The sequence below is a fragment of the Pseudomonas syringae group sp. J309-1 genome (assembly GCF_032582135.1).
GTDB lineage: Bacteria > Pseudomonadota > Gammaproteobacteria > Pseudomonadales > Pseudomonadaceae > Aquipseudomonas > Aquipseudomonas quasicaspiana.
In genome coordinates this window covers 13,098-31,916 of the sequence record NZ_JAWHNU010000064.1, presented here as the reverse complement: position 1 = coordinate 31,916, position 18,819 = coordinate 13,098, and the positions used below count along the sequence as shown (strand labels likewise).

Here is an 18,819-nt window from a genome sequence, read left to right as displayed (position 1 = left end):
CAGTACAGGCAATATATTCATCGACTGACAGGCCGAATCGCGAGCAAGCTCACTCCTACAGGGTCCGTGTTTGCTGCTCGACAGCGTGGTGCCTGGGACACTTGGGCGACTCCCACAGGGAATTACAGCCAGCCGTCAGCTAATCAATCCGCCAACCGCCAGGTCGTACCGCCCTTCCCATCTTCCAGCACCACGCCCATGGCGGTGATCTGGTCGCGGATGCGGTCGGACTCGGCCCAATCCTTGGCTGCGCGGGCAGCGAGACGCGCCTGGATCAGCGCTTCGACTTCTGCCGCATCAACCCGCCCTTCCGCGCCTGCGCGCAAAAAGTCATCGGCTTCAAGCTGCAAGACGCCCAACACACTGGCCAGTTGTTTCAAGCGCGCCGCCAAACCGGCGGCGGCCGCCAAGTCGGTTTCTCGCAGACGGTTGATTTCACGAACCATCTCGAACAACACCGCGCACGCTTCCGGAGTACCGAAGTCGTCGTTCATGGCCGCAGAGAAACGCTCCACGAATGCCTCACCACCTAGCGGCTCGGAAATCGGCAAGCCACGAAGGGCATGGTAGAAACGCTCCAGCGCGCTCTTGGATTCCCTGAGACTGTCTTCGGAATAGTTGATCGCGCTGCGGTAGTGACTGGAAACCAACAGATACCGCACCACTTCCGGCGAGTATTTTTCCAGCACGTCGCGGATGGTGAAGAAGTTGTTCAATGACTTGGACATCTTCTCGCCATTGATGCGAATCATGCCGCAGTGCAACCAGGCGTTGGCGTAGGTCTTGCCAGTGGCCGCTTCGCTCTGGGCGATTTCGTTTTCATGGTGCGGAAACTCAAGGTCGCTGCCGCCGCCATGAATATCGAACGTCTCACCAAGGCAGCAGGTGGACATCACCGAGCACTCGATGTGCCAGCCCGGACGCCCGGCGCCCCAAGGTGATTCCCAACTGGGTTCACCCGGTTTGACGCCTTTCCAGAGCACGAAGTCCAGCGGATCGTCCTTGGACTCGTCCACTTCGATACGTGCGCCAATGCGCAGGTCTTCGATCTTCTTGCGCGACAGCTTGCCGTAACCGAGGAATTTGCCGACGCGGTAATAAACGTCGCCATTACCCGGTGCATAGGCGTAGCCCTTGTCGATCAAGGTCTGAATCATGGCGTGCATGCCGTCGATGTAATCGGTGGCACGCGGCTCCATATCCGGCTTGAGGATATTCAGCCGTGCTTCGTCCTCATGCATCGCATCAATCATTCGCGCCGTCAGCGCATCGAACGACTCGCCGTTTTCACGGGCACGATTGATGATCTTGTCGTCAATGTCGGTGATGTTGCGCACATACGTCAGGTCGTAACCGCTGAAGCGCAGCCAGCGGGTCACGAGGTCGAACGCCACCATGCTGCGGCCGTGGCCCAGGTGGCAGTAGTCGTACACGGTCATCCCGCAGACATACATACGCACCTTGTTGCCATCCAGCGGTTTGAAGACTTCTTTGCTCTTGGTGAGCGTGTTGTAGATAGAAAGCACTTGCTTGCCTCAGGTCCAGGAGTCCCGCAACGTCACCGTGCGGTTGAAGACTGGTTGACCAGGTTTCGAGTCCTTGATGTCCGCGCAGAAATAACCTTCGCGTTCGAACTGGAAACGGTCTTCCGGTTGCGCTTGTCCCAATGAAGGTTCAGCACGACAACCGGTCAGCACTTGCAGGGAATCCGGATTGATGTTGTCCAGGAAGGTCGCGCCGTCTTCGGTCTTTTCAGGATTTGGCGAACGGAACAGACGGTCGTAAAGACGGACTTCGCATTCAACGCTTTCAGCCGCAGGGACCCAGTGCACAACGCCTTTGACCTTACGGCCTTCAGGGTTCTTGCCCAGGGTGTCGGGGTCGTAAGAGCAACGCAGCTCGACGATGTTGCCGTCGGCATCCTTGATCGCTTCGTCGGCACGGATCACGTAGCTACCACGCAGGCGCACTTCGCCATTCGGCTCCAGACGCTTGTAGCCCTTTGGCGGCTCTTCCATGTAGTCGTCGCGGTCGATGTAGATCTCGCGGGAGAACGGCAGCTCGCGTACGCCGAGGTCTTCTTTCGGGTGGCGCGGCAGCTCAAGCTTCTCGACCTGACCTTCCGGATAATTAGTGATCACGACTTTCAACGGACGCAGCACGCACATGGCACGCGGAGCGCTGTGGTCCAGATCGTCGCGGATACTGAATTCCAGCATGCCGAAATCGACTACGCCGTCGGAACGGTTGGTGCCGATCATTTCGCAGAAGTTACGTATCGACTTCGGCGTGTAGCCACGACGGCGGAAACCCGACAGCGTCGACATGCGCGGGTCGTCCCAGCCGTGAACGTGCTTTTCATCGACCAGTTGCTTGAGCTTGCGCTTGCTGGTGATGGTGTAGTTCAGGTTCAGGCGCGAGAACTCGTACTGGCGCGGTTTGCTTGGCACCGGCAGGTTATCGAGGAACCAGTCATACAGCGGACGATGGCTTTCGAACTCCAGGGTGCAGATCGAGTGGGTGATGCCTTCGATGGCATCCGACTGACCGTGGGTGAAGTCGTAGATCGGGTAGATGCACCACTTGTCGCCGGTCTGGTGGTGGTGAGCATGACGAATGCGATACAGGATCGGGTCGCGCAGGTTCATGTTCGGCGAAGCCATGTCGATTTTGGCGCGCAGTACGCGGGCACCGTCTTCGAACTCACCGGCTTTCATGCGGGCGAACAGGTCAAGGTTTTCCTCAACGCTGCGCTCACGGAACGGGCTGTTCTTGCCCGGCTCGGTCAGGGTGCCGCGATATTCGCGCGCCTGCTCCGGGGTCAGATCGTCCACGTAAGCCTTGCCAGCCTTGATCAGCTCGACAGCCCAGTCGTGCAATTGATCGAAATACTGCGAGGCATAGCGCACTTCGCCATCCCACTCGAAGCCCAGCCACTTGACGTCGCTTTCAATGGCGTCGATGTATTCCTGGTCTTCCTTGGCCGGGTTGGTGTCGTCAAAACGCAGGTGCGTGACGCCACCGAATTCCTGAGCCAGACCGAAATTCACGCAGATCGACTTGGCGTGACCGATGTGCAGATAGCCGTTTGGCTCAGGCGGAAAGCGGGTCACGATCTTCGTGTGCTTACCCGAATCGAGGTCTGCCTGGACAATCGGGCGCAGGAAATTGGTAGGAATTGCAGGGCCTGCCTTTGAATTCGCAGCGGGGTCTTGAGTGGGCTTGCTCATAGGATCCTTGGACAATACAAGTGCGCGGCCAGGGTAGGCCGACTAAATCAAAGCGCTTATGATAGCCGAAGCTGTCAATAGGCTAACAGCGCCCTGTAAGAAAACCATCGAGTTAAAATCTCGAAAGAATTATGTAACGACCTCTGTAAACTGCGCGTCTGGGTTATAACGCGTCCATTCACGAATGCTAAAAGAGCGACTTTTGATATGTCCAAAGTAAAATTGACCACCAACCACGGCGACATCGTCCTGGAACTGAACGCTGAAAAAGCGCCGCTGACCGTCGCCAACTTCATCGAATACGTCAACGCCGGCCACTACGAAAACACCGTTTTCCACCGTGTCATCGGTAACTTCATGATCCAGGGCGGCGGTTTCGAGCCTGGCATGAAAGAAAAGAAAGACAAGCGCCCAAGCATCCAGAACGAAGCTGACAACGGTCTGCCGAACAAGAAGTACAGCGTTGCCATGGCCCGTACCATGGAGCCGCATTCGGCCTCCGCGCAGTTCTTCATCAACGTTGCCGACAACAGCTTCCTCAACCACAGCGCCAAGACCACTCAAGGCTGGGGTTACGCTGTATTCGCTGAAGTGATCGAAGGCACTGACGTTGTCGACAAGATCAAAGGCGTGTCCACCGGCAGCAAATCCGGTCACCAGGACGTACCGACTGAAGACGTGATCATCGAGAAAGCCGAGATCGTTGAGTGATATTGCTGATCTCCGATCTGCATTTGCAGGAAGAGCGCCCGGACATTACCCGGGCGTTTCTGGATCTGATCGCGGGCCGTGCCCGCGATGCTCAGGCCCTGTATATCCTCGGTGATTTTTTCGAGGTCTGGATTGGCGATGATGCAATGTCGCCCTTTCAGCGCTCGATTTGCCAGGCCTTGCGAGAGCTGAGCGATAGCGGCACCCAAATATTTCTGATGCATGGCAATCGTGACTTCATGATTGGCCGTGCCTTCTGTAAAGCGGCTGGATGCACACTGCTGCCAGACCCGAGCGTCGTTCAGTTGAACGGCGAGCCTGTTCTGCTGATGCACGGCGACAGCCTGTGTACGCGGGATGAAGGCTACATTCGCATGCGCCGTTACCTGCGCAACCCGCTGACCCTGTTCGTGCTGCGTAATCTGCCCAAGAGCACCCGATACAAGCTGGCGCGCAAACTGCGCAATGAAAGCCGCTCGCAAACCCGAATGAAAGCCAACGACATCGTCGACGTCACGCCAGAAGAAGTGCCCAACGTGATGCAGCAATTTGACGTACGAACCCTGATCCACGGCCACACCCACCGCCCCGCCATCCATAAGCTACAGATCGGCGATCAGGCGGCGCGGCGCATTGTGCTGGGTGACTGGGACAAGCAAGGCTGGGCCGTGCAGGTGGATGAACAAGGGTTTCAGCTGGGGGCGTTTGATTTTGTGCCGGAGCAGATGGCCGCCCTGCCTCATCCTTTGTAGGAGCTGCCGAAGGCTGCGAAAGCGGTTTCCCTGACACACCGCTTCGCAGCCTTCGGCAGCTCCTACAGGAGAAGTTGCTACATCAATGTCCCCCGCCTGCCGCAGGCCCGGCCTTGGCGGTGAACGGCGGTTTGGCCAGCCAGACCAGCAAAATCAGGCCCATGAATATCCAGCCCATTAGATAGAAATAATCCACCGTGGACATCATGTACGCCTGGCTATTGAGGGTCTGCTCAAGTTGCGCATAAGCCGAAGGGCTCGCACCACCCAGTGAGTTCAGCGCATCCCGGGTCGCAGGATCATAAGTGCTGATGTTTTCACTCAGATACGCATGATGCTGATCGGCACGACGGATCCAGATCCACGTGGTCAGCGATGCCGCGAAGCTACCGCCCAGCGTCCGCAAAAACGTCGCCAGCCCTGAGCCATCGGCAATCTGATTAGGCGGCAAGTCTGAAAGCAGAATGCTCAACGTCGGCATGAAGAACAACGCCACGCCCGCCCCCATGAACAACTGGACCAGCGCGATGTGTTCAAAGTCCACCTCGTTGGTGAAGCCCGCCCGCATGAAGCAACTGGTGCCAATCGCCAGAAACGCCAATCCGGCCAGCACGCGCAGGTCGAACTTGTGTGCGTACTTGCCGACAAAAGGCGACATCAACACCGGCAAGATACCGATGGGTGCTACAGCCAGCCCCGCCCAGGTTGCCGTGTAGCCCATCTGGGTCTGCAGCCACTGGGGCAGCAACAGGTTGATACCAAAGAACCCGGAATAGCCGCCGACCAGCACCATGGTGCCGATGCGGAAGTTACGAAAGGCAAACAGACGAAGATTGACTATCGGGTGCTTGTCGGTCATTTCCCAGATCACGAAAACCGACAATGCTACGGCTGAAATCAGCGCGCCAATGACGATGAAATTTGACTCGAACCAGTCCAGGTCGTTGCCCTTGTCGAGCACGATCTGCAAGGCACCGACGCCAATGATCAAAGTGATCAGCCCGATATAGTCCATGGGCTGGTAACTGGTCACCACTGGCCGTTTGGCCATTTGCATGCGTACGACCAGCACTGCGAACAGGCCAATCGGGATGTTGATGAAGAAGATCCACGGCCAGCTGTAACTGTCAGTGATCCAGCCGCCGAGAATCGGCCCGGCAATCGGTGCGACCACCGTGACCATCGCCAGCAATGCCAGTGCCATCCCCCTTTTCGCCGGGGGGTACACCGCAATCAACAGGGTTTGCGTCATGGGGTACAACGGCCCCGCCACTACGCCTTGCAGCACGCGAAAGCCCACCAGCTCAGGCATTGACTGGGAAATCCCGCACAGGAACGACGCCAGCACAAACAGAATCGTCGCCCACAGAAAAAGCTTCACCTCGCCAAAACGGCGGCTCAGCCAGCCTGTCAGCGGCAAGGCGATGGCGTTACTCACGGCGAACGAGGTAATAACCCAAGTGCCCTGCTCCGAGCTGACGCCCAGATTGCCGGAAATGGTCGGCAAGGCGACATTGGCAATCGTCGTATCGAGAACCTGCATGAAGGTCGCCAGCGACAGGCCGATGGTACACAGCAGCAGGCTGGGCGGCGTAAATGATGCGGGGGCGTTGGCGCTCATCGCGAATCCCTGAAAACTTGACGCTGCCCCGGCCGTTCAAAGGCCAGGGCACGCGGATTGGCGGATCAGCGCTGAGCAGTCTTGCCGGTCAGTGCGCTGTTTTCATGAATCAGACGATTGATCAAGGCATCTGCCTCGGCCAGTTGCTGCTCATAGACGTTGGTGCTGAACGAAGCCTGCTTCGGCGGCTGTTGCGCCAATACCGGTCCGCTCTGATCATGCAGATCGACGTTAACTGTCGTGGACAGGCCGATGCGCAGCGGATGCTTCGCCAGTTCTTCTGCGTTGATGTGGACACGAACGGGAACGCGCTGAACGATCTTGATCCAGTTGCCGGTGGCGTTCTGTGCAGGCAGCAGAGCGAATGCACTGCCGGTACCGGCACCCAGACTGTCGATGGTGCCGCTGTACTTCACGTCACTGCCGTAAAGGTCCGACTCGATTTCCACTGGCTGACCAATGCGCATTTTGCCCAGTTGGGTTTCCTTGAAGTTGGCATCGATCCACAACTGATCCAGCGGAATCACCGCCATCAATGCGGTGCCCGGCTGAACGCGCTGGCCCAGTTGTACCGTTCGTTTGGCGACGTAACCGGTGACCGGCGCGATCAAGGTGCTGCGAGCATTGGCCAGGTAAGCCTGACGCAACTGAGCCGCAGCGGCCTTCACGTCCGGGTGCGACGACACTTCGGTGTCATCCACCAACGCGACACTACTCGCCAGTTGCTGCTGAACATTGCTCAAGGCGCTTTGCGCACTGATCAAATCGTCATGGGCGTGGGACAGCTCTTCCTGAGAAATTGCCCCGCCTGCGGCAAGACTTTTGCGCCGGGTGTAGTTGTCCTGAGCCTTTTTCACTTCAGCGCGCTGGGCTGCCAGTTGCGCTTTCATGCCGTCGACATTGCTGTACAGACCGCGAACCTGCCGCACGGTTTTGCCCAGATTGGCTTCGGCACTTTGCAGACCGACTTCGGCATCCGAAGGGTCAAATTGCAGCAACACCTGCCCGGCGCGGACCAGATCACCATCATCCGCGCCAATGCTGGTCACAGTGCCGGTGACCAGCGGAGTGATTTCCACCACATTACCGTTCACATAAGCATCGTCGGTGTTTTCATTCCAGCGGCCATACAGTTCATGCCAGGCCCAGACGCCCAACCCGCCGAGAATGACCACGAGCGCCAAGCCGATCAGGAGCAGTTTGCGCTTACGTGGGTTAGTGTCTTTTTTACTGTTTTCCGGAGCGTTGCCAGAAGTATTTTCGCTAGCGGCAGTGGCCATGACGATTACCTTGAGTTAGTCAGCGAAGCAGTTGATGAAGTGGCGTCGGAGGGACTTTCGCCCTCGAAACCACCGCCCAGGGCTTGCATCAACTGGATCGACAAATCGATTCGTTCGGCGTTGAGATCAGCCAGTTGGCGTTGTGACTGGAGTAATTGCTGCTCTGTAGTCAGCACGTCCAGGTAATTGCCGATCCCCGAGCCATAGCGCTGGGTCACGGTGTTGAATGATTGCTGGACCACATCCGTAGCGTGCTGACGGGCCTGAATCTGGCCATCGATGGCACGCAACTGACCGATGTTGTCGCTGACGTCGCCCAAGGCCCGCACCAGGCTCTTGTTGTATTGCGCCACGGCCAGATCGTAATCAGCATCGCGAGCGTCCAGATCAGCACGCAAACGGCCGCCGTCGAACAACGGCAGGGAAATGGTCGGGGCAACATTGAAGAAGCGACTGGCCGAACCAAACATAGCGTCACCCAGCAGTGACTCAGCCCCGGCAGCGGCACTGAGGTTTAGGTTCGGATAGAAATTGGTCTTGCCCGCCACGATATTCTTGCTCGCGGCTTCAACGCGCCAGCGGGCCGCAACGATGTCAGGCCGACGTCCCAGCAACTCGGCGGGCAATGAAGTCGGCAAGGTAACAACGGCAGGCTTGAGCAAGTTGGGTCTGGCGATTTCCTGACCGCGATCCGGGCCTTTACCGAGCAACACCGCTAAAGCGATTTTTGCGCTGCGCAGGCTTTTCTCCGCGGCGATCAGCGCCTCTTGGGAGTTGGCCTCCAGGCTTTCGGTCTGCTGATATTGATACTGGCTGTCAATCCCGGACTGCAGGCGCTGATTGCCCAGGTTGAGCAATTGTTGCGTGCGCTTGAGATCCTCAGTCGCCAGATCATGAACGATGTAAGCCTGACCTACATCGCTGTAGGCACGCGCCACATCGGCAGCCAACGTCAGGCGCGCAGCCTGTTCATCGACTTCAGCAGCGCGAGCCTGACCCAAAGCAGCTTCCCAGGCTGCCCGCTGGCCGCCCCATAAATCGAAGTTGTGATTGAAGTTCACCGCGAGGCTGCGCAAGGTGCTGTAGCGCCCGCCCATGCCGCTCGGGTCCTGATCCCGGGCCAGGCGCGAGCGACTGACACTGGCGTCGGCGTCGACTGTCGGCATACGTGCCGCATCGGCAGCGTAGGCCGAAGCCATGGCTTGATGAGTGCGCGCATTGGCGACCTGCATGTCGGGGCTGTCGCGCAGGGCTTCGTCGATCAGGGCGTTCAGTTGAGGATCGCCGAGGTTTGTCCACCAGTCACGTTTAGGCCAGGCCGCAGGCGACAGGCTAATACCTTGCAGGCTGTGTTCGGCTTGCAAGGTATTAGCGTCAAGGCTTTTGCCTTGGGTGGTCAGGCCGCTGTAGTTGGCGCAACCGGCGACACTCAGGGCGATCAGCAACAGGCTATAGCGCGCCCGCGATACAGAAAGGCTCATTCTGCACCTCTGTCTTTGAAACTCAGACGGGTAATGGCGATGTGATCGTTGGCATCGATCAGCACCTTGCTGAGAATTCTCTCCAGACTTGCCACCTCTTCCGCATCCAGCACGCCAAGCAATTCATTCATGGCTTCAGCGCCAATTTGCGGCAATTGGTCGGTGATGATTCGCCCCTGCTCCGTCAGAACCAACTGGACCTGACGCCGATCAGTGGCCGATCGGGTGCGCTCCAGCAGTTGTTTCTGCTCAAGGCGATCAAGCATGCGGGTCATGGAACCGCTGTCCAGGGACAGGTGCCGACACAATTCAGCGGGAGTGTCCGCGCGGAGCTGGGCAACGATGATCAACACCTTGAACTGCGAGAAAGTGATGCCGTAGGGCACTAATTGCTTGTCGAGAATGCGATCCTTCAGCGAATTGGTGCGGCCGATCAGCATGCCCATGATCGTCGACTGCTGATTGTCAGGACTGAAATGTTTCATGAATCCACCAAATTAGCTGCCTAGGCAGAGAATGTGGCGATATTACTGCCTAGGCAGCAAATGGCAAAGCTTTTATTAGCTTGCTTGCTATTTAAGGAAAAGCGTCTTGGCTGCATGCACAATCGTGCAAGAAATGCAGTACCTGTGGGAGCGGTGCTTGCCCGCGATAAGGCTGGATGCGATTCACTTTAGATCGCGTTGCTCTTATCGCGGGCAAGCACCGCTCCCACATAATCGCATCAGGCTCAAATAATCAGGGGCTCAACCGAACGCCGGCACACCGCTGTGAAACCGGAACTCTTCGTCCGGGCTTTCGATCAGTTCGCGTTCGGCGAGGCGGACTTCTTCGATCTTGGCGTCAACATCAGCCTTGTCGCCATAGGTGTAGGCCAGCTTCAGATAGTCCTGAAAATGGCGTGCTTCGGACTTCAACAGCCCGGCGTAGAACTTACCCAGCTCTTCATCCAGGTGTGGCACCAGACAGGCGAAGCGCTCGCAGGAACGGGCTTCGACAATCGCCCCGACGATCAACGCATCCGTCAGACGATACGGATTGTGATTGCGCACCAGCTTGCGCAGAGCCCCGGCATACCGTGCAGAACTGACGTTGGCCATGGGGATTTCGCGCTTGCGGATGATGCTCAGCACTTGCTCGAAGTGGCGCAGCTCTTCCCGAGCCAGGCGCGACATCTTGCTCAGCAGGTCAAACTTGTCGTTGTACTGGAACATGAACTGAAACGCCGCCCCGGCCGCCTTCTTTTCGTTGTTCGCGTGGTCGATCAGCAGGATATCCAGATTGCGTAATGCAGCCTGAACCCAGCTATCGGGGGTGCGGCAAAGGAGGAAGGCTTCAATTTCGGGAATCGGGTACATAGGCTCACAAAAGGCCGGACGACAAGGCCGGGCATTATACGAGCGCGATGGGTGTACGGCGATAGAAATGAGCTGAAGTTGTCACGCCTGAACCAGCGTATTGCCCAGCGATTAGGTGATTAGCCATCAGGAATGCGGCCCTGTGGGAGCCGAGCTTGGTCTGGGCGGCATTCCGACGATAAACGATAACGCGGAATGCCCTCTGACCACGTCTCATGCATCGCGGGCACGCCCGGCTCCCACAAGGTCGCATTTCAAATCAGGTTCAGGCGATAGTGCAACTCACCCCTTGCGCTTCCCGTCCAGCCGACGCAAATGGCAGGTCACTTCTTCGCGGTCGTGGTACAGCTGCTTGCAGCCGATCTCGACCCGAATACCTCGCGCTTCGAAGCCTTCCTCAATGCGCAGTAACAGGCGACTGACTTCGGCATAGCGCTGTTTCATCGGCAATTTGAGGTTGACCACGGCTTCGCGACACAAGCCCTCACCCAGCCAGGTTTCCAGCAAAGCAGCATTGCGCGCGGGTTTCTCGACGATGTCACACACCATCCAGTCCACCGGTTGGCGCGGTTTGTAAGTAAACCCATCGGCCATCAAATGCTGAACCAGCCCGGTGTCCATCAGGCTTTCGGCCATTGGCCCGTTGTCGATGGCCGTCACCAGCATGCCGCGACGCACCAGTTGGTAAGTCCAGCCACCCGGCGCAGCGCCGAGGTCAACACCGGTCATGTCACCGGAAAGACGCTCATCCCACTGATCACGCGGGATGAAGTGATGCCAGGCCTCTTCCAGTTTCAGCGTTGAACGACTTGGCGCTTCACGGGGAAATTTCAGACGAGGGATGCCCATGGGCCACATCGCCGAATTGTCGGCATCAGCCAGTCCGAGAAACACCTCACGACCACTCTTGAAGGTCAGCAACAAGCGTGGCTTACGCGGATCGTCGACCAGCTTGCCAGCCTGAGTCAGCGCCTTGCGCAACGGGGCTTCGAACTTGCGACAGAACGTCGAAAGCTCCTTGCCATCGTTGGTGTCGACCACTTCCAGCCACAGGCTGCCGCAGGTGGCAAAGCTCGCCATGTGCTCAAGAATGACACTGATGCGGTGTGTTTCCGGCAACTCCAGAAACACACCCCGAGCCCATTGGCGAGGGAAGATCAGTTTCGAGAAGCGCTGGCCATTCATAAGCCGCTCGGCACCGTCGCCCTCGGTGCAGACAAATTCGGCGCAGGCGGTATTTGGCTTGGCTTTGGCGTAGCCGGACACATTGAGGCGTGCCGCATGCTCGGCGATTTCCGAACAGACCTCACCTTCAAAGCCCGGACGACAGTGCATAAACAGGGTGTTCATGGGGTGCTCCTGAACACGTCGACCTATACGAGAGAATTAACCTCAGCGACGCAAAAGGCGAGCATGATAGCTGAATCAGGAACCACTGGTGGAACCGGCTGGTCATTAGCACATAAGCATTCAATCGCGAGCGATACCAAGACCCAAGCTTGCAAAAGGATTTCAATCGTCCAGTCCGTACCGTGCGGACGCATCAAAGGAGTTATTTCATGCCCTCCCTCGATAGCCTGAACACCCTTAAAACACTCGAAATCGACAACAAGACCTACCACTACTTCAGTCTGCCGGAAGCCGCGAAGAGCTTGGGCGATCTGAGCAAATTGCCGATGTCCCTCAAGGTGCTGCTGGAAAACCTGCTGCGCTGGGAAGACAACAAGACCGTCACCGGAACAGACCTCAAATCGCTGGCCGCCTGGCTGGGCGAGCGTCGCTCCGACCGGGAAATTCAGTACCGCCCTGCCCGCGTTCTGATGCAAGACTTCACCGGCGTACCGGCCGTGGTCGACCTGGCTGCCATGCGCGCCGCCGTGGCCAAGGCTGGCGGCGATCCGCAGCGTATCAACCCGTTGTCACCCGTGGATCTGGTCATCGACCACTCGGTGATGGTCGACAAGTTCGGCAATGCAGATTCATTCGCGCAAAACGTCGATATCGAAATGGAGCGCAACGGGGAGCGTTACGCTTTCCTGCGCTGGGGCCAGAGCGCTTTCGATAATTTCAGCGTGGTACCGCCGGGCACCGGGATCTGTCACCAGGTCAATCTGGAATACCTGGGGCGCACGGCCTGGACCAAAGACGAGGATGGCCGCACCTATGCCTTCCCCGACACGCTGGTGGGCACCGATTCTCACACCACTATGATTAACGGCCTCGGCGTCCTGGGCTGGGGTGTGGGCGGTATCGAAGCGGAAGCAGCGATGCTGGGTCAGCCGGTGTCGATGCTGATCCCGGAAGTGATCGGTTTCAAACTCAATGGCAAGCTCAGAGAAGGCATCACCGCTACCGACCTCGTGCTGACCGTCACGCAAATGCTGCGCAAGAAAGGCGTGGTCGGCAAATTTGTCGAATTTTACGGTGACGGCCTGGCGGAACTGCCATTGGCTGACCGTGCCACCATCGCCAACATGGCCCCTGAATATGGTGCGACCTGCGGTTTCTTCCCGGTCGACGATGTGACCCTGGACTATCTACGCCTGTCCGGTCGTCCTGATGAAACCGTGAAACTGGTTGAGGCCTACTGCAAGGCCCAAGGCCTCTGGCGCCTGCCCGGCCAGGATCCGGTGTTTACCGACAGTCTTGAACTGGATATGAACACGGTCGTAGCCAGCCTGGCCGGTCCGAAGCGTCCTCAGGATCGCGTCGCGTTGCCGGATGTTGCCCAAGCCTTTACTGACTTCCTCGGCCTGCAATTCAAACCTGCCCAGAAAGACGAAGGTCGTCTGGAAAGTGAAGGCGGCGGCGGTGTCGCGGTGGGCAATGCCGATCAAGTGACCGGTGAGGCCGAATACGAGCACGAAGGCCGTACCTATCGCCTGAAAAACGGCGCTGTGGTCATCGCGGCAATTACCTCCTGTACCAACACCTCTAACCCTAGCGTAATGATGGCCGCCGGACTGGTGGCGAAAAAAGCCGTGGAGAAAGGCCTGAAAACCAAGCCTTGGGTGAAGACGTCGCTGGCCCCTGGCTCCAAAGTGGTGACCGACTATTACAAAGCCGCCGGGCTGACCCAGTACCTCGACGCACTGGGTTTCGATCTGGTGGGCTATGGCTGTACCACGTGCATCGGCAACTCCGGGCCGTTGCCTGATCCTATCGAGAAAGCCATTCAACAATCGGATTTGACCGTGGCGTCAGTGCTGTCCGGGAACCGTAACTTCGAAGGCCGCGTGCATCCGCTGGTCAAAACCAACTGGCTGGCCTCCCCGCCGCTGGTTGTTGCCTATGCGCTGGCGGGTAGCGTGAGAGTCGATATCAGCAGCGAATCGCTGGGTGAAGGCAAAGACGGTCAACCGGTTTATCTGCGCGATATCTGGCCGAGCCAGAAGGAAATCGCAGAAGCGGTTGAGCAGGTCAATACCGGCATGTTCCACAAGGAATACGCCGAGGTGTTCGCCGGCGACGAACAGTGGCAAGCCATCGAAGTGCCGCAAGCTGCAACTTACGTGTGGCAGGACGATTCGACCTACATCCAGCATCCACCCTTCTTCGAAGACATCGCCGGGCCACTGCCGATCATCGAAGACATCCACAGCGCACGCGTGCTTGCCTTGCTGGGCGACTCGGTGACCACCGACCACATTTCCCCGGCCGGTAACATCAAGACGGACAGCCCGGCAGGCCGCTATCTGCGTCAACAAGGCGTTGAGCCACGAGACTTCAACTCTTACGGTTCACGTCGCGGCAATCATGAAGTCATGATGCGCGGGACCTTCGCCAATATCCGTATCCGCAACGAGATGCTCGGCGGCGAAGAAGGCGGTTTTACACTGCACGCCCCCACTGACGAGGAGATGCCGATTTACGATGCAGCCATGCGCTATCAGGCTGAAAAAACGCCACTGGTGATCATTGCCGGTCAGGAATACGGCACCGGTTCAAGCCGCGACTGGGCCGCAAAAGGCACTAACCTGCTGGGCGTCAAAGCGGTGATTGCCGAGAGCTTCGAACGTATCCATCGCTCCAATCTGGTAGGCATGGGTGTATTGCCGCTGCAGTTCAAGAATGGCCAGAGTCGCAAGACGTTGAACCTTACCGGTAAGGAGACGCTGGATATCAGCGGCCTGACCCATGCCGAGCTTCGACCCGGCATGAGCCTCAAGCTGACGATCACCCGCGAAGACGGCACCCAGGAAATGGTCGATGTGCTGTGCCGCATCGATACCCTGAATGAGGTGGAGTACTTCAAGGCGGGCGGGATTCTGCATTATGTGTTGCGGCAGTTGATTGCTTCTTGAGTGGCTCAGAAAACTAACTGAGAGGACCCAATTCTGTGGGGGCTGAGCTTGGTCTGGTCGGTATTCCGGCGATAAACGATAGCGCGGTATGTCTTCTAGCGGTGTCTCCTGCATCGCGAGCAAGCTCGGCTCCCACAGAATCTCATTCCAATTCCAATTCCAATTCCAAATCCAATTCCAATTCCAATTCAGGTTCAGATCATCAACCAGGGCGATAAACGAACAGATTTATCGCCTTGCCTTCACCCTGGCTCTTCCGCAAAATTAACCATCTGGTACATTTTGCTTAAACCGCATCCTTCGATCCCTGAATGCGGCATCTAATAAGAGCCGATCGCCATGACTTTCATTCGTAAACCGTCCATTCTCGCCGGCCTCATCGGTTCGGGTATCCAGGCCTCGCGCACCCCGGCGCTGCATGAGCACGAAGGCGATGCCCAAGGTATCCGTTATCTGTATCGACTGCTCGACCTCGATGCGCTCAAACTCGACATCACCGCCCTGCCCGACTTGATCACCAGCGCGCAGCGCATGGGCTACACCGGGCTGAACATTACCTTTCCCTGCAAACAGGCGGTTATCCCGCTACTGGATGACCTCTCGCCTGAGGCCCGGGGTATCGGCGCGGTGAACACGGTGCTGTTCAAAGATGGTCAGCGGATTGGCCACAACACCGATTGCCTGGGTTTCGCCGAAGGTTTCCGTCGCGGACTCAATGACGTGCCCCGCCAGCGCGTGGTGCAGATGGGTGCCGGTGGCGCGGGCGCCGCAGTGGCCCATGCCTTGCTGGCCGAAGGCGTCGAACAACTGAGTATTTTCGAAGTGGACCCGGCAAGAGCCCAAGGCCTGGTGGATAACCTGAACAGCCACTTCGGCGCGAACCGGGCGTTGGTCGGTCGGGATTTGCGTGAAGCCATGGCCGCTGCCAATGGCCTGGTCAACACCACCCCGGTCGGCATGACCAAACTGCCTGGTACACCGCTACCTCCCGAGCTGTTGCATAAGGCCCTGTGGGTCGCAGAAATTATCTATTTCCCGCTTGAAACCGAACTGCTCAAACACGCCCGCGCCTTGGGTTGCCGCACGCTGGACGGAGGCACCATGGCGGTGTTTCAGGCGGTGAAGGCTTTTGAATTGTTCAGCGGCCAGACTGCAAATGCCGGGCGGATGCAGGATCACTTTGCGAGGATGGGTGATTGATCACTGGGTTGACCTGATATCTCCAGATGCCACATTCCCCTGGGGGAGCAGAGCTTAGTTTGGGCGGCATTCCAACGATTCAGTCAGCTCGGAGTTCGATCGGAAACCGAGGCGCCTGAATCGCGAGCAAGCTCTGCTCCCACAGGTTCTGCACCAACCCCAATATTGGCGCGATTCAGTGGGACCGCGATCAAGGCCGCAAGTATCGACTCACCGAATCACACAGCATCGCCTTGTGCCGCTGTTTGATCTCATCGTTGACCAATTCGATCTGGAAGATCTCGGAAAAGGTGTGGCGGTTCGAGATCCGGTAGAAACAGAACGAGCTGATCATCAGATGCAGATCAATAGCGTTCACGCCTTGGCGAAACACTCCTAGCGCTTCGCCGCGACGCAAAATATTGTCGAGAATGCTGACAATGTTCTGGCTCAACTGGCGGATGGTCGGTGACTGTTTGACGTTCTCGCCGTTGTGGATGTTCTCGATACACACGATCCGCACGAAGTCGACGTTACGGTCGTGGTGATCGAAGGTGAACTCCACCAGCCGCTCAATGGCCTGCATGGGCTCCAGCGCATCCAGATTGAGTCCGCTTTCCGTGCGGCGAATGTCGCCATAAAGCCTTTCCAGCACCTCGGCGTACAACTGCTCCTTGCTGTTGAAGTAGTAATAAATCATCCGCTTGGAGGTTTTTGTACGCTCGGCGATAGCGTCGACACGCGCGCCGGACAAACCCTGGGCGACGAACTCGGCAATGGCTGCCTGAAGGATGTCATCCCGGGTTTTTTCCGGATTATTCTTGCGCCCTGTCGCCGTTGTTCTAACCGGGGCGATCACGGCACTTTCATCAATAGTTGTCATTTCAGCGGCATACCACGGTCGGATCGGGGCGGTGCTATGTTTCTCATAGTCCTGGTGCCGCCCTCGAGGCTCAAAATGACTGCGCTACATGGATCAGAGCCGGGCCTGACGAGCGGCTCCGCTGCGTGTCTTGGCCATGGCTGCCAGACGTACTGCAACGTTGGCGGCGCCGTAACCCACATAGCCATTCTTGCGCTGCAGGATCTCGAAGAAAAAACGATCGTCGAACGGCTCGGTGTACACGTGAAACAGCTCGCCACCCTGGGCATCGCGGTCATAAAGCACGTTGTAATAAGCCAGTTCGCTGAGGAATTCGTCATCGAAATCAAAGCGCGCGGCCAGATCGTCGTAGTAATTGAGCGGGATGTCCAGCAGCTTCAAGCCAGCCTCTTTGGCGCGGCTGACTTCGGCAAAGATATCCTCGCAGGCAAAAGCGATGTGGTGCACGCCTGAGCCTCGATAACTGGACAGTGCGTGAGAGATTGCCGTGTTGCGATTTTCCGAAATATTCAGCGGCAAACGCACTGTGCTGCAACGGCTGCGCAACGCCCGGCTTTTCACCAGACCATAAGGGTCGGGCAGAACGACTTCGTCGTCGGCTTCGAAATCCAGCAGACTTTTATAGAACAGCACCCAACTGTCCAGGCTGTCGGCGGGCAGCGCCATGGCCATGTGATCGATGCGCTGCAGGCCGCCACCGGCCTGTGCGTTCGGGTTAACCATGAAGTCGATGTCGTATATCGATTCACCCGGCACAGCAGGCTCGACCAGGTAAATCAGGCTGCCATCCGGCGCGCGTACCGATGGCACTTCCCGCTCGTTAGGCCCGACCAGCCCGCGATACGGCTGACCTTTGAACGCCTGGGCACGCTCCAGCGCTGCCGAACCGTTCTCGACACGCAAGGCAGTGGCGCAAAGCGAAGGACCGTGGGCCTCAAAAAAACTGTGAGCAAATGAATAAGGTTCGGCGTTGAGCACGATCTTGATATCGCCCTGCCCCATCAGGCTGACCGCTTTGGACCGGTGCTGGCCAAGCCTGGCGAAACCGAGATTACTCAGCCAACCGGCAAGGCGCGCGCCCTGAGCGTCGTCCACCGCAAACTCGAGAAACTCGACGCCGTTGTAAGTGCTGGCAGGTGGCGGGCTGAACAACAGGTCCTTGGCAACGGGTTCATTCTGCTGCTCAAGCAACAGCCGGGTTTTCTCTTCCAGATAAAGCAACGAACGCAAGCCATCGGCAGCATTGGAACGCGGCGGCGCGGCACGGAAGCCGTCATTGAAGATTTCCAGCGACAGCGGCCCGGTGTAACCCGTTTTCAGAATCGGTGCGAGGAAGCCCGGCAGATCGAACTCTCCCTGGCCGGGGAAGCAGCGGAAGTGACGGCTCCACTCCATGACGTCCATGGCCAGAATCGGCGCGTCTGCCATTTGCACAAAGAAGATCTTGTCGCCGGGGATCTGCGCAATCGCGCTCGGATCGCCCTTGAGGGACAAGGTGTGGAAACTGTCGAGCAACACGCCCAAGGCGGGATGATCGACCTGTTTCACCAGATTCCAGACTTGTTGCCAGGTGTTGACGTGCCGGCCCCAGGCCAGCGCTTCGTAGCCCACTCGCAACTGACGGGCACCCGCACGCTCGGCCAGCATCGCCAGGTCATCACGCAGGATATGTTCGTCCCCCAGAGAGTCGGCGGCGCTGTTGCTGCAGACCAGCACCAGATCGGTGCCCAGTTCCTGCATCAAATCGAATTTGCGCTCGGCGCGGTCCAGGTTGCGGGGCAAACGGTCGCGGCGGCAGCCCTCGAAGTCCCGGAAAGGCTGGAACAAGGTAATGGCAATGCCCAGATCGGCGCAGATCTGCCGCACATGGCGGGGGCTGCCATCGTAGTAAAGGAGGTCATTTTCGAAAATCTCGACACCGTCAAAGCCGGCAGCGGCGATGGCTTCGAGTTTTTCCGGCAGGGTTCCGCTCAAGGAAACGGTGGCAATCGAACGTTGCATGTTTGACTCCTGTGAGATC

Annotated in this window: 14 protein-coding genes; 4 read left to right on the top strand and 10 right to left on the bottom strand. The window is 57.9% G+C overall.

What is annotated here, in order from left to right; all coding sequences use genetic code 11:
- Positions 1-143: 143 nt before the first annotated feature.
- Positions 144-1,526: a cysteine--tRNA ligase gene (gene cysS, locus RX972_RS25105; RefSeq protein WP_316879503.1), complete on the bottom strand. Its 1,383-nt coding sequence runs from the start codon at positions 1,524-1,526 to the stop codon at positions 144-146.
- A gap of 9 nt (positions 1,527-1,535) precedes the next feature.
- Positions 1,536-3,230 (bottom strand): glutamine--tRNA ligase/YqeY domain fusion protein, encoded by a 1,695-nt coding sequence (locus RX972_RS25100; protein WP_027902100.1) that lies wholly within the window; start codon positions 3,228-3,230, stop codon positions 1,536-1,538.
- A 207-nt stretch (positions 3,231-3,437) separates the two neighbouring features.
- Here RX972_RS25100 and RX972_RS25095 point away from each other — a divergent pair, with 207 nt between their 5' ends.
- A complete protein-coding gene (locus RX972_RS25095) occupies positions 3,438-3,941 on the top strand; it encodes a peptidylprolyl isomerase (protein WP_027902101.1) in 504 nt (167 codons plus the stop codon).
- Complete coding sequence (lpxH, locus tag RX972_RS25090; protein WP_231677483.1) at positions 3,938-4,693, top strand: UDP-2,3-diacylglucosamine diphosphatase; 756 nt, start codon at positions 3,938-3,940, stop codon at positions 4,691-4,693. Before RX972_RS25095 ends, lpxH begins: the two co-directional genes overlap by 4 nt.
- An 82-nt stretch (positions 4,694-4,775) precedes the next feature.
- On the opposite strand, the gene RX972_RS25085 is transcribed toward lpxH, so the two are convergent.
- From RX972_RS25085 to rlmM, 6 genes are all read right to left on the bottom strand, one after another.
- Positions 4,776-6,314, bottom strand: a complete 1,539-nt coding sequence (locus tag RX972_RS25085; RefSeq protein WP_099269822.1) for a DHA2 family efflux MFS transporter permease subunit — start codon at positions 6,312-6,314, stop codon at positions 4,776-4,778.
- 65 nt (positions 6,315-6,379) lie between these two features.
- Positions 6,380-7,594 carry an HlyD family efflux transporter periplasmic adaptor subunit gene (locus RX972_RS25080; RefSeq protein WP_122397505.1) on the bottom strand — a complete coding sequence of 405 codons (1,215 nt, stop codon included), beginning with the start codon at positions 7,592-7,594 and terminating at the stop codon, positions 6,380-6,382.
- Between the two features lie 5 nt (positions 7,595-7,599).
- Positions 7,600-9,075, bottom strand: a complete 1,476-nt coding sequence (locus tag RX972_RS25075) for an efflux transporter outer membrane subunit (protein WP_316879494.1) — start codon at positions 9,073-9,075, stop codon at positions 7,600-7,602.
- On the bottom strand, positions 9,072-9,560 hold the full coding sequence (locus tag RX972_RS25070) for a MarR family winged helix-turn-helix transcriptional regulator (protein WP_316879492.1): 489 nt from the start codon (positions 9,558-9,560) through the stop codon (positions 9,072-9,074). The genes RX972_RS25075 and RX972_RS25070 overlap by 4 nt, the downstream gene beginning before the upstream one ends.
- 261 nt (positions 9,561-9,821) lie before the next feature.
- Positions 9,822-10,433 carry a tRNA-(ms[2]io[6]A)-hydroxylase gene (locus RX972_RS25065; RefSeq protein WP_027902107.1) on the bottom strand — a complete coding sequence of 204 codons (612 nt, stop codon included), beginning with the start codon at positions 10,431-10,433 and terminating at the stop codon, positions 9,822-9,824.
- Between the two features lie 282 nt (positions 10,434-10,715).
- Positions 10,716-11,783 (bottom strand): 23S rRNA (cytidine(2498)-2'-O)-methyltransferase RlmM, encoded by a 1,068-nt coding sequence (rlmM, locus tag RX972_RS25060; RefSeq protein ID WP_316879487.1) that lies wholly within the window; start codon positions 11,781-11,783, stop codon positions 10,716-10,718.
- Between the two features lie 209 nt (positions 11,784-11,992).
- On the opposite strand from rlmM, the gene acnA reads away from it, so the two are divergent.
- Both acnA and RX972_RS25050 read left to right on the top strand, forming a co-directional pair.
- A complete protein-coding gene (gene acnA, locus RX972_RS25055) occupies positions 11,993-14,737 on the top strand; it encodes an aconitate hydratase AcnA (RefSeq protein ID WP_316879485.1) in 2,745 nt (914 codons plus the stop codon).
- A gap of 339 nt (positions 14,738-15,076) precedes the next feature.
- Positions 15,077-15,937 (top strand): shikimate dehydrogenase, encoded by an 861-nt coding sequence (locus RX972_RS25050; RefSeq protein WP_410478263.1) that lies wholly within the window; start codon positions 15,077-15,079, stop codon positions 15,935-15,937.
- Between the two features lie 190 nt (positions 15,938-16,127).
- On the opposite strand, the gene RX972_RS25045 is transcribed toward RX972_RS25050, so the two are convergent.
- Complete coding sequence (locus RX972_RS25045; protein WP_099269816.1) at positions 16,128-16,799, bottom strand: TetR/AcrR family transcriptional regulator; 672 nt, start codon at positions 16,797-16,799, stop codon at positions 16,128-16,130.
- Between the two features lie 93 nt (positions 16,800-16,892).
- Positions 16,893-18,800 (bottom strand): 3-dehydroshikimate dehydratase QuiC, encoded by a 1,908-nt coding sequence (gene quiC / locus RX972_RS25040; RefSeq protein ID WP_027902112.1) that lies wholly within the window; start codon positions 18,798-18,800, stop codon positions 16,893-16,895.
- Positions 18,801-18,819 lie beyond the last annotated feature (19 nt).